General features: G+C 71.6%; 14 protein-coding genes and 2 pseudogenes. 8 read left to right on the top strand and 8 right to left on the bottom strand.

Annotated elements, in window-relative coordinates:
- Nucleotides 1–90 precede the first annotated feature (90 nt).
- From AC3AOF_RS08620 to AC3AOF_RS08590, 7 genes and pseudogenes are all read right to left on the bottom strand, one after another.
- Nucleotides 91–3384, bottom strand: a complete 3294-nt coding sequence (locus tag AC3AOF_RS08620; protein ID WP_488348239.1) for a DEAD/DEAH box helicase — start codon at nucleotides 3382–3384, stop codon at nucleotides 91–93.
- A 738-nt stretch (nucleotides 3385–4122) separates the two neighbouring features.
- Nucleotides 4123–4311 (bottom strand): annotated as a pseudogene (locus AC3AOF_RS08615) (CsbD family protein); the annotation flags it as partial.
- 179 nt (nucleotides 4312–4490) lie between these two features.
- A complete protein-coding gene (locus AC3AOF_RS08610) occupies nucleotides 4491–4694 on the bottom strand; it encodes a CsbD family protein (RefSeq protein WP_236991118.1) in 204 nt (67 codons plus the stop codon).
- 64 nt (nucleotides 4695–4758) lie between these two features.
- Complete coding sequence (locus tag AC3AOF_RS08605) at nucleotides 4759–5670, bottom strand: PhnA-like protein (RefSeq protein ID WP_236991119.1); 912 nt, start codon at nucleotides 5668–5670, stop codon at nucleotides 4759–4761.
- Nucleotides 5671–5777: 107 nt separating this feature from the next.
- Nucleotides 5778–6266, bottom strand: coding sequence for a CsbD family protein (locus AC3AOF_RS08600; RefSeq protein ID WP_236991120.1), 489 nt, complete (start codon nucleotides 6264–6266; stop codon nucleotides 5778–5780).
- Nucleotides 6267–6334: 68 nt separating this feature from the next.
- Nucleotides 6335–6508: a CsbD family protein gene (locus tag AC3AOF_RS08595; RefSeq protein WP_488348238.1), complete on the bottom strand. Its 174-nt coding sequence runs from the start codon at nucleotides 6506–6508 to the stop codon at nucleotides 6335–6337.
- A 94-nt stretch (nucleotides 6509–6602) separates the two neighbouring features.
- Entirely contained in the window at nucleotides 6603–8063 is a 1461-nt protein-coding gene (locus tag AC3AOF_RS08590; RefSeq protein WP_488348237.1) for a helix-turn-helix transcriptional regulator, read from the bottom strand.
- 298 nt (nucleotides 8064–8361) lie between these two features.
- On the opposite strand from AC3AOF_RS08590, the gene AC3AOF_RS08585 reads away from it, so the two are divergent.
- The 5 genes and pseudogenes from AC3AOF_RS08585 to AC3AOF_RS08565 all read left to right on the top strand — a co-directional run bounded on the left by AC3AOF_RS08585 (nucleotide 8362) and on the right by AC3AOF_RS08565 (nucleotide 12492).
- Nucleotides 8362–9048 (top strand): sigma-70 family RNA polymerase sigma factor, encoded by a 687-nt coding sequence (locus AC3AOF_RS08585; protein WP_488348236.1) that lies wholly within the window; start codon nucleotides 8362–8364, stop codon nucleotides 9046–9048.
- Between the two features lie 610 nt (nucleotides 9049–9658).
- A pseudogene (locus tag AC3AOF_RS08580) lies at nucleotides 9659–9994 on the top strand (DUF4372 domain-containing protein); the annotation flags it as partial.
- 310 nt (nucleotides 9995–10304) lie between these two features.
- Complete coding sequence (locus AC3AOF_RS08575) at nucleotides 10305–10670, top strand: DUF779 domain-containing protein (protein WP_236991124.1); 366 nt, start codon at nucleotides 10305–10307, stop codon at nucleotides 10668–10670.
- Between the two features lie 92 nt (nucleotides 10671–10762).
- On the top strand, nucleotides 10763–11260 hold the full coding sequence (moaC, locus tag AC3AOF_RS08570) for a cyclic pyranopterin monophosphate synthase MoaC (protein ID WP_236991125.1): 498 nt from the start codon (nucleotides 10763–10765) through the stop codon (nucleotides 11258–11260).
- Entirely contained in the window at nucleotides 11257–12492 is a 1236-nt protein-coding gene (locus tag AC3AOF_RS08565) for a molybdopterin molybdotransferase MoeA (RefSeq protein WP_488348235.1), read from the top strand. Before moaC ends, AC3AOF_RS08565 begins: the two co-directional genes overlap by 4 nt.
- Before the next feature lie 48 nt (nucleotides 12493–12540).
- Here the strand turns inward: AC3AOF_RS08565 and AC3AOF_RS08560 are convergent, their stop codons facing one another.
- Nucleotides 12541–12825, bottom strand: coding sequence for a hypothetical protein (locus AC3AOF_RS08560; RefSeq protein WP_442919300.1), 285 nt, complete (start codon nucleotides 12823–12825; stop codon nucleotides 12541–12543).
- Between the two features lie 385 nt (nucleotides 12826–13210).
- Here AC3AOF_RS08560 and AC3AOF_RS08555 point away from each other — a divergent pair, with 385 nt between their 5' ends.
- The 3 genes from AC3AOF_RS08555 (at nucleotide 13211) to AC3AOF_RS08545 (ending at nucleotide 14591) form a co-directional block, all read left to right on the top strand.
- On the top strand, nucleotides 13211–13633 hold the full coding sequence (locus AC3AOF_RS08555) for a NepR family anti-sigma factor (RefSeq protein WP_488348234.1): 423 nt from the start codon (nucleotides 13211–13213) through the stop codon (nucleotides 13631–13633).
- Complete coding sequence (locus AC3AOF_RS08550; protein ID WP_236991128.1) at nucleotides 13630–14211, top strand: sigma-70 family RNA polymerase sigma factor; 582 nt, start codon at nucleotides 13630–13632, stop codon at nucleotides 14209–14211. Before AC3AOF_RS08555 ends, AC3AOF_RS08550 begins: the two co-directional genes overlap by 4 nt.
- Nucleotides 14212–14354: 143 nt before the next feature.
- A complete protein-coding gene (locus AC3AOF_RS08545; protein ID WP_236991129.1) occupies nucleotides 14355–14591 on the top strand; it encodes a hypothetical protein in 237 nt (78 codons plus the stop codon).
- Nucleotides 14592–14654 lie beyond the last annotated feature (63 nt).

Genomic DNA, 14654 nt, shown 5'->3' with positions numbered 1-14654 from the left:
GGCGGACCCGATCCGGGCATGACACTCGAAAACCTTGGCCGTGGGCGATCGTTCCGGACGCCGGATGAAAAGCCGGCGCCGGACGTGTCGTCAGCCTTGATGGTCGCGGGCCTCCTGGATCCGCTGCAGGAACTCGGCCGCCGTCTCGCCGCGCCGGTCCGGATCGTCGCAAGCGCGGCGCAGGATCAGCCGCCCCTCCCGGGCGGTCAGGTCGTCGCCGAGCGGCATCGCGGCCGGCGCGCAGCCGGGCCGGAAATCGACCGCCAGCCCCTGCGGCCCGCCGGTCAGCCGGGCGATGCCGAGGGCCAGGCAGGCGACGCGCAGGTGGCCGAGGGTGAACAGGGCCTGCACGCCGGTCGGCAGCGGCCCGAACCGGTCCTCGACCTCGCCGCGCAAGGACTCGACCTCCTCCGCCGAGCCGAGGCGCAGGAGGCGGGTATGGAGGCTCAGCCGCAGTTCCGGCTCCGGCACGTAATCCTCCGGCACGTCGCCGGCGAGGCCGAGGCGGATGTCCGGAGCCCAATCCTCCGCAGGCTCGCCCTTGGCGGCGCGAAGCGCCAGCTGGAGCAGGTGCTGGTAGAGGCCGAGGCCGATCAGCTTGACGTGGCCGGCCTGATTCTCGCCGACGAGATCTCCGGCGCCGCGCAGATCGAGGTCGCGGGCGCTGATGGCGAAACCCGCGCCGAGACGGTCGAGAGCCTCCAGCGTGCGCAGGCGCTTCTCGGCCGCCGGAGGCAGCTCGCGGTCGGGCCGGGTCAGCAGGTAGGTCACGCCCCGGCGCTGGCCGCGCCCGACCCGGCCGCGGAGCTGGTGCAGCTGCGCCAGGCCGAAGCGCTCGGCGTCGACGACCAGCATGGTATTGGCCCGCGGCACGTCGAGCCCGCTTTCGATGATCGAGGTGGCGAGCAGCACGTCGCCCTCGCCATCGGCGAAGCGCACCATGATCTCGTCGAGTTCGGCCGGCTTCATCTCGCCATGGGCGACGACGGTCGCGAGTTCCGGCACCAGCCGCTTCAGGCGCTCGGCCATCGGGCCGATCTCCTCGATGCGCGGGCAGACGACGAAGCTCTGGCCGCCGCGGCCCTTCTCGCGCATCAGGGCCGCGCGCAGGGTGTCGTCGTGCAGCGGCGTCAGCAGGGTGCGGATCGGCTGGCGCACCGCCGGCGGCGTCGCGATGACGCTGAGCGACTTGAGACCCACCAGGGCCGATTGCAGGGTGCGGGGGATCGGCGTCGCGGTGAGCGTCAGGACGTGGGCGTCGCCCGCCATGGTGCGCAGGCGCTCCTTCAGGGCGGCGCCGAAGCGCTGCTCCTCGTCGATCACCACGAGCCCGAGATCCGCGAACGCCACGCCGCGGCCGGCGAGCGCATGGGTGCCGACGACGAGGCGGATCGAGCCGTCGGCGAGTCCCTGGCGCACGCGCTTGGCCTCGGCGGGGCCTGCGAGCCGCGAGAGCTGCGCCACCCCGATCCCGAAACGGGCAAAGCGCCGCTCGAAGGTGCGCAGGTGCTGGCGTACCAGCACCGTCGTCGGTGCCACCACGGCGACCTGCTTGCCGGCAAGGAGTGCCGCGGCGGCGGCGCGCAAGGCCACTTCGGTTTTGCCGAAACCGACATCGCCGCAGACCAGCCGGTCCATCGGCTGCGTGCCCGCGAGATCGGCGAGCGCGCCGTCGACGGCCTTCGCCTGGTCGGGGGTGAGCGGGAAGCCGAAGCCGGCGCCGAACCGCTCCATCTCGCGCTCCGGCGGCACCAGGGCGGGGGCCTTGGCCTGGCGGCGTTCCTCCGCCGCCGCCAGCATGGCACGGGCGGCCCGCGCCAGGCCGGCTTCGGTGGTGAGCCGGCGCTTCGCCCAGGTGCCGCCCTCGAGGGTGTCGAGGGTGACGGCGTCTTCCTCCGAGCCGTAGCGCCAGATCCGGTCGGCCTGGGCCATCGGCACCATCAGGATCGCCTCGTGGGCGAAGCGCAGGCGCAGGGCCTCGGTGCTGCCGCCGTCGCCGGTGGCGATGCGCTCCAAGCCCTCGAAGACGCAGAGGCCGTGGTCGCGGTCCACCGCCACGTCGCCGACGCGCAGATCGACCTCGCCCATCGGCAGGATCACCGGCTGGCCGGCGCTCGGGCGGGCCGAGGTGCCGCCATACACGTCGGGCGCGGCGATCACCGTGATGCCGAGATCCGGCACCCGGAATCCCGCATCGAGGGGAGCGGGCATGGCCAGGATCTCGCCCGCCTTGGCGGCGACCGCCTCCGACCAGTCGGCGACCGGGCGCACGCTGCGCTCCGCCGTCCGCGCGGCCTGGCGCGACAGGCGCTTGAGCCCGGCAGGATCGCCGCCGAGCACCACCCGATCGCCGGCCTTCAGGCGCTCGCGCAGGTAGGCCGAGAAGGCTGCACCCGGCCGGCGCTCGCGCTGGAAGGCCGGGACCGCGACCGATTCCGCGTCGGCATCGCTCGCGACAGCGATCTCGCGGGCCTCCCGCACGTCTTGCCACTCGGCGGGCGTGAGGTAGAGCGGCACCGCCTGCCCACGTGTCGCCACTTCCGGCCGACGCCCCTCGGCGATCTGTTCGAAGAAGGCCTCGGCGCGGGCCTCCGCCCCGGCCTCGACCACCAGGCGGGCCTCCGGCACGTAATCGAGCACGGTCGTGAGCCGGCCGTAGAGGGTCGGGAGCTGGTGCTCCTGTCCGGTGAACGGCCGCAGGCGCAAAGGCGAATCCGGCGCCAGGACGATCTCGGTCGCCGGATCGACCACCAGGGTCTCGACCTCGTCGAGGGAGCGCTGCGACACCGGATCGTAGGTGCGGATCGCCACGACCTTTCCGCCCGCATGCTCGATGCGGCAGGGGCGGGGGGCGGCGGCCGGGAAGACGTCGATGGTCCGGCCGCGGAGCGCGACCTCACCGGGCTCGTCGACCCGGTCGTCCAAGATGTAGCCGAGGCGCTGCATCTCCGCCGTGAGGCGGCCGGCGTCAAGAGCGTCGCCGGCCCGGATCTCGACCCGGGCCTCGGCCCAGGTCTCCGGCGGCGGCACGCGCTGGATCAGCGCCGGGGCGGTGGTGAGCAGGATGTCGGGCAGGTGGTCTGCGTCGGTGAGCCAGCGCAGCACCCCGGCCCGGGCGCCCATCGTGCCGCGGGAAGGCGAGGCGCGGTCGAAGGGCAGGCAATCCCATTCCGGATAGATCGCGACGCCGATCCCCGGGCCCAGGCCGCGCAGCAGCGCGGCGATCTCCTCCAGCCGGCGGGTGTCGCGGGCGACGTGGACGAGGGGCCGGCCCCGTTCGCGCAAGGAGAGCAGCGCCACCGCGAGGGCGCCCGGCGGCACCAGCGGCGCTACGGACTCCTCGACTGCCGCCGTCGCGCGCTGCCTTGCCTTGCGCTTTGCCATCGGCCCCCGCTCCCATTCTCTGGACCGGGAAACGCCCAGCGGCTGCGCTGGGTCCAGGCGATGGCTGTCGCATGCACAGGAATGCGGTGGGGGAGTGCGGGGCGCCCTCACTCCACGAAGGGGACCGGGCCCGTATCGGAAAAAAGAAAAAGCGCGGGTTCTCCCGGAGGAGAGGCCCGCGCTCGACCGTCGAAGGATGTCGTCCCGATCGGCCTCGTCACAACCGGTGGCATCGAAGCGGCCGGGACGTCCCTGCCGGCGACAACGCTCGGACCAGCTGGATCAGTAGGTCCGGCCGGGCCGGGGGCGGGATCCGCGCCGGCCGAGATAGGCGATCAGCTTCGGCAGGACGAAGAGCGTGAAGATCTTGCGCAGCATGGCGGGGTCTCCCTTCAGCGGATGGTGAGAGTGTCAGCGCGATCGGCGGACGAGCCAGCCCGCCGCGAAGGCGAGGACGGCGATGCCGACGACCGTGTTGGTGCGGTGCCCTTCGACGTAACGCAGGGCGCTCTGGCCGTAAGCCTCGCCGCGGCGACGAACCGCATGGGCGGCGTGGCGTCCGTCCTCGACGAGGTGATCGGCCCGCTTGCGCGCGGTGTGGGCGAAATCCCCGGCGCGCTCACGCGCCTCCTGTGCGAGATTTTCGGCGCGCTCACGCGCCTCATGGGCGAGATCTTCGGCGCGCTCACGCGCCTCGTGGGCTAGATTTTCGGCGCGCTCACGCGCCTCATGGGCGAGATGGCGCCCGTCGTCGACGAAGTCTTCCGCCCGGTCGCGGGCGCGGCCATAGGCGTATTGCGCGCCGCCGGCCACCTGGTTGGCGGCGCCGCGGACCTGGCGGGCGGGGTCGCCGGTGAGGCCGCCGAGCGCGGTCTGGACGCGGCCCTTCAGGTGACGGGACGCCCCATTGAACTGGTCGCGGTTCATGCTGTCCTCCTGAGTTGAGAGCATTCTCCGACGAGGTGGATGCCGGTTCGCCGTAGAAAATGCGACACGATCAAAGATAGGGAGAGGTTCGCGATCGCAACGCGATCGTGAAGTGCTCTGAGATCTAAGGGTGGAGCGGCGGCGGGACGATCCCGCCGCCCGGTGGAAGATGGTCGGTACTACTTGCGGCCGAGCAGGCTGTCGGCGGCGTTCTTCACGCCGTCCTTGACCTCGCCGACGGTACGCTGGGCCTCGCCCTTCAACTCCTGAGCCTTGCCCTCGGCGATGAGATGGTCGTCGCCCGTGACCTTGCCGATACCCTGCTTGACGTTGCCGACGGCCTCGTTGGCCAGGCCCTTGAGCTTGTCGGTGGTGCTGCTCATCGAAATCTCTCCTGTCGTTCGAGGGGAAGGGAGGGCTCCCGCCTGGGCGGGAGCCGGTCGAGGATCAGACGCGGCGGGCGTCGTAGGCGGTCACCAGCTTCGGGGCGCCGAGGCGGCCGCCGAAGAAGGCGGCGGCGGCGCCGAGCAGCAGCGCGATGGCCGCGTAGAACGCGCCCTGCGTGGCGGCCGACTTGGCGGCGACGGCCGCGGCCTCGGCCTTCTGCTTGGCGGTGGCGACCGCCTGCTCGTACTGCTTCTGGTAGTCGTCGATCTGGGCCTTGGCCTGGTCGGGCGAGATGTTCTGGGCCTTGGCGAGAGCGTCGGCGGCGCGGGTCTTGGCCTGCTCCTTCTGGGCGGCGTCGCCGGTCAGCACGGCACGCACGGCAGCTACGGCGGCGTCACGGGCGGCCTGCGGATCCTGGCCGGCGGCCTGCTGGCGCACCTTGTCCTCGATGCCCTCGAGCGGGTTCTGGACCTTCGACAGCGACGGGGCCGCCGCCTGGGCGGCGGTCTGCACCGTGCCGCCGACGAGGTTGCCGGCGCCGCCGAGCGCGCCCGAGACGGTGCTCAGCGTGCCGCCGACGAGGCCGCTCGCCGCCGAGGTCACGAGGTAGATCACCACGAGCGTCGTCACCGCCCAGGAAACGAGGCCGTGCAGGGCGGCCGCACCCGGCAGCGGCTTGCCGGAAAGCCGGCCCGCGATGGCGCCACCGACCAGCGAGGCGACGATGCCCGAGACCACGAACCACAGGCCCGCGCCCATCGACACGGTCGAGGCGGCCGGGTTGTCGGCGGCATTCACGCCGACCGAGGACAGGCCGACGCCGACGCCCACGAGGTTGAGGATCACCTGCGTTACGAGCGCGGTCACGGCGCCGGCGAAGATGGCGCCCCAGGAGACCTGGTTGAGCAGGACCGCGCGGGTATCGGCCTGGGCCGCCGTGGCGAGGGGGGAAACGGGGGTCTGGATGGTCACGCTTCTACTCCGAGTCGTTCGAGCATCGTCGTCGAAGGCCTCTCGTGGGGCGGCCCCGCGCGGTCTCGCCGCTCCGGGGCCGCCCTTTCACGAGGCGGCCTCGAAGATCAGTCGCGGTTGGCGTTGACGAGGAGGCCGAGGCCGAAGCCGACGAAGCCGGCGATCACCAGCGAGGCGAGCGGGTACTCGGCGACCTGGTGGCCGACCTGCCGGGCGCCGTGGCGCAGGGAGCGGCTGCCGCGCTCGTAGACCTCCTCGGCGTAGCCCTGGGCCTCCTCGGCGTAGCCCTGCGCGTGACCGGCGACATCCCGCGCCCGGTGACGGGCCCGGTCGGCGAGGTCCTCGGCCCGGTCCGCGGCATGGCGGACGGTGTCCCGCGTCCGGTCGGCCGCGTCGCCGGCATAGTCCTGCGCCCGGTCGGCGGCGTGGCGGACGGTGTCCTTGGCCTGGCCGTAGGCGTCCTCCGCCGCGCCCTGCGCCTCCCGGAAACGGCCCTCGGCCGAGTCGCGGTGCGAGCCGGTCAGGTCGCCGACGACGCCCTGGATCTTGCCGCCGAGTTCCTTGGCGGCGCCGGTGATGCGATTGGTATCGACCATGGGTCTCTCCTCTGGTGTTCTTGGGAAAAGGCGGCGCCCCCGAGCGGGGCGCCGGATGACGGGTGTCGTCAGTCCTTACGAGGTCCGGTCCCCTTACGAGACGTCTCCTCGGCCATCTGACGCCGGCCTTCGGCTTCGACCCGGACATCGCCGGTGAGCTTGCCGATGGCCTCCTTCACCGAACCCTTGACCTGCTCGGTGCAAGGCTTGCCGGTGGAAGTCTTTGACGCGCGATCGGTCATGAGCACCTCGTCGTGTTGAGAAAACTCCGACCGGCCTGCAGATGTAGGCGCGTCGCGCATCTTCAATGGTAGGAAAATACCGGTATCCTGAACCTCAGCTACCGGATGCCTGGAGCGGGAATCCGTGCTCGCGTCCCCAGAGGATCACCTCCGTGCGGCGGTGCACGCCGAGCTTGCGGTAGAGCGCGGCGCCGTGGTTGCGCACGGTGTTGCGCGACAGGCCGAGCTTGCGGGCGATGCCGTCATCGTCGAGGCCGCTGCAGATCAAGTTGAGGATCTGCCGCTCGCGGAGCGTCAGGTCCGGCACCGCGGCGTCCGGCATCTCGCGGCCTGGGCGGCGCAGGTTGGCGAGCTTCTCGATCAGCCCGCGGCTGAACCAGGAGGTATCGGCCATCACCGTCTCGATCGCGTCGAACAGCTCGCGCTCGGTGTGCTTGCGCTCGGTGATGTCCTGCAGGACCATCAGCACGAACTCGGATTCGCCGATGGTGACCCGCTCGGCCGAGACCAGGCAGTCGAGGTCGGCGCCGTTCTCGTGGCGCAGGCACACTTCCAGTCCCAGCACGTATCCGGCCCGCGCCAGCCCCTCCTCGAACCGCCGTCGCTGCTCGGCCGAGACCCATAGCCCGAACTCCGCCGGGGCCCGGCCGACCACCTTGTCCTCACTGAGGCCGAAGACCCGGCCGAAGGCCTCGTTGATGCTGGTGACCTGAAAGTCGTCGGCGCGGGCGAGCAGGGTCGGGACCGGGGTCAGGCGGAACGCCTTGGCAAAGCGCTCCTCGCTCTGGCGGAGCGCCGTCTCGGCCTTCCGCCGCAGCTCGAGGTCGGCGAAGGTGAACAGCATGCAGGGCTCGTCGCCCATCTCCATCGGCTGGCCGGCCACGATCACGAAGCGGCCGCCGCCATCGGGCAGCTCCAGGCGTGCCTCCATCTGGGGGATGGTGCCGCCCTCGTTCAGCCGCGACACCGCGAGGTCGCGGTTTCGGGCATTGGCCAGCACGTCGACCTCGTAGACGCTGCGGCCGATCACGGCGTCGCGGGTGAAGCCGGTCATCTCGAGGAAACCCGCATTCACCTTGACGTGGCGCAGGTCGGAGAGCCGCGTGATGACCGCCGGGGCCGGGTTGGCGTTGAAGGTGCGCTCGAAGCGCTCCTCGGCTTCGAACTGGTCCGACACGTCCTTGAGGATCAGTGCCAGGCAGCTCGGCTTGCCCTCCCGGTCGGTGGCGACGAGGCTGCGCAGCGAATGCACGAAGCCGACATCCGGCCTGTCGGTGCGCGTCACCTCGACCACCACGTCGTGGAAGCGCTCGCCGGCCACGACGCGCTCGATCGGGTAGCTCTCCGGCGCGCGGTGGTTGCGGTAGCGCAGGGCGAAGCGCTCCCGGTAGGCGTCGACCGTCGGGCCGATCTCGTCCAGGCTCTCGGCACCGTGCATCGCGAGCGCAGCCTCGTTGGCGTAGGCGATGGTCTGGTCGGGCTCGACCAGGATCACCCCCTCGCTGAGGCCGGCGATGATCTGCCGGAGTTCATGCCTGTCGACGCCTGCGGTCACAGCTCAAGCGATCCTTCATGCTCGCGTCGTTGCCTGTCGAGGCAACGGAGCACAAACGGATCGCGCACCAGCAGGTTCCCGCGGGGAAGCGAGATTCACCGGTAAAATCGTATCATTGACGTAATTGCCGGTGACCAGAAATAAGTCCGCACATCGCCGGACCGGCCTACTACCCCACGGGACTAGCCCGTAGGGACGACCGGTCTAGTCCGATCTGCAGATGGTTGACGGGTCTTTTTCCGTGCAGACAGACCACGAGACGCGCGCGAAGGTTGCCGAGTCGGAGGCTGCCATCGCCGTGATACCGTCGCATCTCGGTGGGCTGCTGCGGGAGTATTATCCCGAGATCGTTGCGCTCGATGCCGGCTCGCGCCTCGGCGAGATGCTCACGCGCCTGACGCAAGCACTTGCATCCGCCGAGGAAGTGCCGGCGGCGTTCGGGCGCGAACTTCTCGGCGCGGTGCCGCGGCTGCGCCGCTACGCCCTGTCCCTCGCCCATCACGGGGCCGACGCCGACGACATGGTGCAGCACACCCTGCTCAAGGCCTGGGAGCACCGGCACCAGTTCGTCCCCGGCACCAGCCTGTCGGCCTGGCTGTTCGCGATCCTGCGCAACGGCTTCTTCAACGGTCGCCGCAAGTACCGTCTCGAAGTGGCGGATCCCGACGGGGCCCATGCCGCCACCCTGGCGAGTGCCGCCGAGCAGGAGCACCGGGCCGCCTTGCGCGATCTCCAGAGCGCCCTCGACCGGCTGGAGCCGGCGCAGCGCGAGGCGCTGCTCCTCGTCGCGGTCGAAGGGCTGTCCTACGAGGCCGCCGCCGGCATCATCGGCTGCCCGGCCGGCACGGTGAAGAGCCGCGTCAGTCGGGCCCGCGACCGGCTCGGGCAGGATCTCGGGCAAGATCTCGGTCAGGATCTGGAGCGGCGAGGGCCGAACCGGGACGGCCCGGGTCGCAGTCCCCCGAATCCGTCCGGCGCCGCCTGAATGGTGCAGGCCCCCCACCCGTTTCGCCCGACAGGGCGTCCCCCATCGTTCCGGCGCTATCCCCCGAGGCGTCCGGAACGGTCGCGGGCCGGGCACGGCATGGTTCCCCCGTCCGTGCCCGGTTCGTCGCGAGTTCTCCACGACCGGTCCGGCCATGGAGCCGGACGCCCCGATCAGAGGAGATCATGACGCCATCCCGCCGCCCGGTCGGCGCACCGGCCCTGGTCCCGGCCTTCACCGCATCCGTCCCCGCGCTTCCGGCCCCGGCCGCGCCCACGGCGAACCGCTTCGACGGCGCCTGGTCGGTCGTCGCCACCGCCGAGACCGGAAGCTGCACCGGGCCGTACCGCTACCCGATCGTGATTCGGAACGGCATCGTGGACGAGGCCGGGAATCACGGCGTCGACGCGTCCGGACAGGCCATGGCCGACGGCCGCATCACCGGGACGATCCGCAGCGGGCTCGCCAGCGTCGCGCTCACCGGCACCTTGCGCGGCTGCGCCGGCAGCTGGGCTGTCCGGGGAAAATTTGGGGCTGGGTGCCTGCCCTGCCACGCCGGAGGTGATGCGGGAGTTGTCCGGTTGTCGAGACACGAACATCCGGGCAGGACATGCACCCCAGCGATGCCCGCTTCGCCCGGTTGCTGGAAGGCCTCGATCGCCAGCAGACCGCCCAAAGCGTCGCGCGCCACGGCGCCGACGCCTACGACAAGTGCTTCTCCTCCTGTGATCACCCGCTGGTGCTGATCTTCGCCCAGCTCAGCCCCGCCGCCAGCTTGCGCGGCCTGGAGGTCGCCTGGGCTCACGCCGCGGCCCACCCCCACCTCGGCACCGGGCCGCTGCACCGCCCGACCCTCTCGGATGCCAACCAGCGCCGCCCCCTGGCGGTGTTCACCGAGACCTTCGCCCGCCTGGCCGGCCAACTCGACCGCTCCTTGCGCCGCGACCTGCTGCGCCAGGGCTTGTTCGAACCGCAGACCTGGGCCGAGGTCCGGGCCTTGCTCCCGCCAAGACCGGCCTCGACCCCGCGCAGTAGGAGCACGGCCCATGCCTCCTAAGCAGATTTCGCAAAAGTGGCCGCCGGTTTTGCGGAAAAAATCTGCGATAAAACAAGGATCTAAGCGGACGAAGCGTTGGCCTGCCAACGCAAGTCTGCTTAGCTTCCCCGGACAGCCCTGCCGCAGAGGGGAAAGGGGAAAACCCGCGCTACATCCTGTCGTGTAAAATCACCGCGTTTTCCCACTGAAGGACGCCCGCATGGCCGCTCCCCCACCCCGCGTCACCGCCACCCCGGCGGCCCTCGACCTGATCGACACCTTGCGCCGGGAGCACGGCCCGGTCCTGTTCCACCAATCCGGCGGCTGCTGCGACGGCTCGGCGCCGATGTGCTTTGCCGTCGGCGATTTCCTGATCGGCGACGGCGACGTGCATCTCGGCGCGATCGGCGGGGCCGAGTTCTACATCAGCGGCCCGCAATACGCGGCGTGGCGGCACACCCAGCTCATCATCGACGTGGTGCCGGGCCGAGGCGGCATGTTCTCGCTGGAGAACGGCTCGGGGCAACGCTTCCTCCTGCGCTCGCGCGTGTTCGACGAGGCCGAGACTGCGGCGCTGAACGCCTGACGAGGCTGGGCCACGATACAGGGCCACGGCGAGGCCGTGGCGGAGCCGGCGGCGGGCGTGCTAAGCGCGGGGCGGTTCATCCGGAGCAGGCCATGCCGACCCTGACCCATCTCGACGCCGCCGGTGCCGCCAACATGGTCGACGTCACCGACAAGGCCGCGACCGACCGCGCCGCCCGCGCCGAGGGCTTAGTGGTGATGCAGCCGGAGACCCTGCGGCTGATTCGCGAGGGCGACGCCAAGAAGGGCGACGTGCTCGGCACCGCGCGGCTCGCCGGCATCATGGCGGCCAAGCGCACCCACGAGCTGATTCCGCTCTGCCACCCGCTGCTGCTGACCAAGGTCCGGGTCGAGTGCGAGCCCGATGAGGGCCTGCCGGGCATCCGCGTCACCGCCGAGGTCCGAGTGCAGGGGCCGACCGGGGTCGAGATGGAGGCGCTGACCGCCGTCTCGGTGGCCTGCCTCACGGTCTACGACATGGTTAAGGCGGCCGACCGGGGCATGCGGGTCGAGGGCGTGCGGCTGCTGCACAAGAGCGGCGGCCGCTCGGGCGTCTGGGAGGCATCGACCGGCCGGGAGGTCGGCGCGTGAGCGCGCTCCTTCCCGTTGCCGAGGCGCTGGCGCGCATCCTCGCCGATGCCCGGCCCGTCGCGCCCGAGACCGTCGCGATCACCGCCGCCGCCGGCCGCACCCTGGCGGAGGACGTGCGGGCGCTTCGCACCCAGCCGCCCTTCTCGACCTCGGCCATGGACGGCTACGCCGTGCGCGCCGCCGATGTCGCCGGGGCCTCGCCCGATACGCCGGTGCGCCTGCGCGTCACCGCCACCAGCGCCGCCGGCCACGGCGCCCGCGGACCGGTGGGCGAGGGCGAGGCGATCCGCATCTTCACCGGCGCACCCTTGCCGGCGGGCGCCGACACGGTGGTGATCCAGGAGGACACGCAAGCCGAGTGCGACACGGTGCTGGCCCGGGCCGGCAACCCGCCGGGGCGCCATATCCGCGGCAGCGGGCTCGATTTTCGCGAGGGCGACCGGCTGCTCTCGGCCGGCGAACGCCTCGACGGCTGGCGGGTGGCGCTCGCGGCGGCAGGCGGGCACCCGAGCTTGAGCGTCCGGCGCCGGCCCCGCGTCGCGGTGCTCGCCACGGGCGACGAGCTGGTCCGGCCGGGCGAGCCGGCGGAATGGGACCAGATCGTCGCCTCGAACGGGCTGGCGCTCGCCGCGATGGCGGAGGAGGCCGGGGCCGAGGCGATCGATCTCGGCATCGCCGGCGACTCGTTCGCGGATCTCGAAAGCGCGATCAGCCGCGCCCGCGACGCGGAGGCCGACCTCCTGGTGACGTTGGGCGGCGCCTCGGTCGGCGACCACGACCTCGTCCAGTCGGCGCTGACCCGGCAGGGACTCGATCTCGGCTTCTGGCGCGTCGCGTTGCGGCCCGGCAAGCCGCTGATGCATGGCCGCCTCGGGCCGATGGCGGTGCTGGGGCTTCCCGGCAACCCGGTCTCGTCGGTGGTGTGCGGGCTGCTGTTCGTCCGCCCGCTGATTCGGGCGTTGGCCGGCGACCCGCAAGCCGGGGCCGACCGCAGCGAGCCGGCGCTGCTGGGATGCGACCTGCCGGCGAATGACGGGCGCCAGGACTACATGCGGGCCGCCCTCGACACCGCACCGGACCGGCTGCCGCTGGTCCACCCGGCCGCGCGCCAGGATTCCTCGATGCTCTCGGTGCTCGCCCGTTCCGAGGCGTTGCTGATCCGCGCGCCCCACGCGCCGGCCGCCCGGGCCGGCGATCCCTGCCGCATCCTGAGGCTCGACCGAGGTTTGTGACGGAGGGGGGGACACGCGTCCCCGCCCGCGCCGACCGCTTGCCGGAGCCTATTGCTCCTCGGCCCCCTTGCCGCCGGTCTTGCGGTCGTAGGCGGTGATCGCCGCTCGGCACTGGGGCGAGAGCCGGGCGCGGTTACGGGTGAAGCAGCGCTCCACCTCCGGGCTGTCCGGATCGGCCCCGGCGCAGAGTTTGAAGTAGTCGCCGGCACAATTCATCTGCAGGCCCTGATCGTCCCGCTGGGCGAGGGCCGGGGTCGCCGCCAAGGGTGTCAGGACCAGGAGCGTCAGGAAGGCCGCGGCGGCGGCGGGCGCACGAAGCGACGTCGTGTTCAAGGTGTCATTCCCGGGGTTCAAGGCGTCATTCCCGCTGGAGAATCCGAAAGACGTAGGGTAGGTGCCCCGCGCCGCCGGACAAGCGCAGCCAGGTCACACCCGCGTGGGGATGCGCCTCGAAGCTTGTGACGGCCTGTCTGGGCCTGGCCCCTCCCCGCGGGAGCAGTCCCCCGGAATTCAGGCCGCCCCCAGGGAGCGGGCGGCGCCAGATCAGCCTCGCCGAACGCCAATCCAGACCATGTCACCGCGGCAGGGTGGCGAGTTGAGTTTCGTGTGATCCCACGGACAAGCTGATGCTTTACCGCTACGCTTGGATTAAGATTGGGTGAACGGCGGTTTCAGATCGCATTAAATTCCACGGCTTTATTGCGGCGTCCAACGAAGCGTGAGGCGGCTCTCGATCGGCGCGCCGCGGCTCCGGCAGGCATCCCGCCTCGCCCGGCAGCCCGGCCCCGGCAGCCGCGAGGCTAAGGCGGCGATGCGCGACGACGAGATCGATACCGACGCTCCGGTCGGACCGGAGCCGCGTTCCCGCGGACGGCCGGGTCAAGGGAACGGCCAGGGGAACGGCCAAGGGAACGGGACGGCAGACGGCAAGGCGCAGGGCGAACTCGACGCCCTCACCCGACGCCGGCTCGGCCGGGCCCTGCGCGCCCACTACGCCGACCTTCTCAGCGCCCCGGTGCCGGAGCGCTTCGCAGCGCTCATTGCCGGGCTCGATGCCGGCACCCCGCCGGCGGCCGCCATACCGGCCGAAACTCCGGCCGAAACTCCGGCCGAGGATCCCGGGCAGGAGGATGCGCGATGAACTCCGCCAAGCCCAACCCTACACCTGCGCCGATCGCGCCCGTCGATCCCGAGATGCGGGCGCTGCTCCTCGGGTCGATCCCGGCCTTGCGGGCGTTCGCGTTCTCGCTGACCCGCGACTTCGACCGCAGCGACGACCTGGTGCAGGAGACCCTGGTGCGGGCCTGGACCAAGGCCGACAGCTTCACCCCCGGCACCAACCTCTATGCCTGGCTGTTCACCATCCTGCGCAACCTGTTCTATTCCGAGCAGCGCAAGCGCCGGCGCGAGGTCGAGGATGCCGACGGTGTGATGGCGGGCCGGCTGACCGCCCTGCCCGACCAGGAGGCGCGGGTGGAGCTCTCGGCCTTCCAGGCGGCCCTAAGCACCCTGCCGGCGAGCCAGCGCGAGGCGCTGGTGCTGGTGGGGGCCCAGAACTTCACCTACGAGGAGGCCGCCGAGATCTGCGGCGTCGCGGTCGGGACCATCAAGAGCCGGGTCAGCCGGGCGCGCGTGCGGCTGATCGAACTGCTCGGCATGACCGGTCCCGACGATATCGGCAGCGACGGCGCGACCCTGGCGGCGATGGGACATCCGTGAGGCACACCATCCGTGAGGCACACTGGGCCGGGACGCCGCACCCCTGGAACGGTTTCTCAGGCTCCGTGGTTTCGATGCCCTGACGGCAGGCCCCGGCGGCGTCCGCGCGGACCTGCAGCACTCGCAATCCGTGGAGTTGGTCGATGCCCCGCCCCTACGAAGCCGTCGCGGACGCGATCCGCACCGCCCGCACCATCGTGATGCAGGAGGGCTCGGCCCTCGCCGCGGCCGCGCGGGCCGGGAACGATGCCGCCCTCGAGGCAGCGAGCTGCGACCTCGTCAGCCGGATCGCCCAGGCGATCCTCGACGCCGAGAACGACGCAATGGCCCGCTCCCTCGTCGCCACCGAGCCCTATCCGGAAAAGCGCCTGAGCGCCTGAGCGAGAACGGGGCGGACGTCCTCGTCCGTCCCGGGTCGGCGAGCGAACCAACTCCGGCGCCCG

The sequence above is a fragment of the Methylobacterium sp. 142-1Y genome (assembly GCF_057747795.1).
Note: the sequence above shows the minus strand (reverse complement) of the source record. Positions and strands in the feature narration are given on the sequence as shown.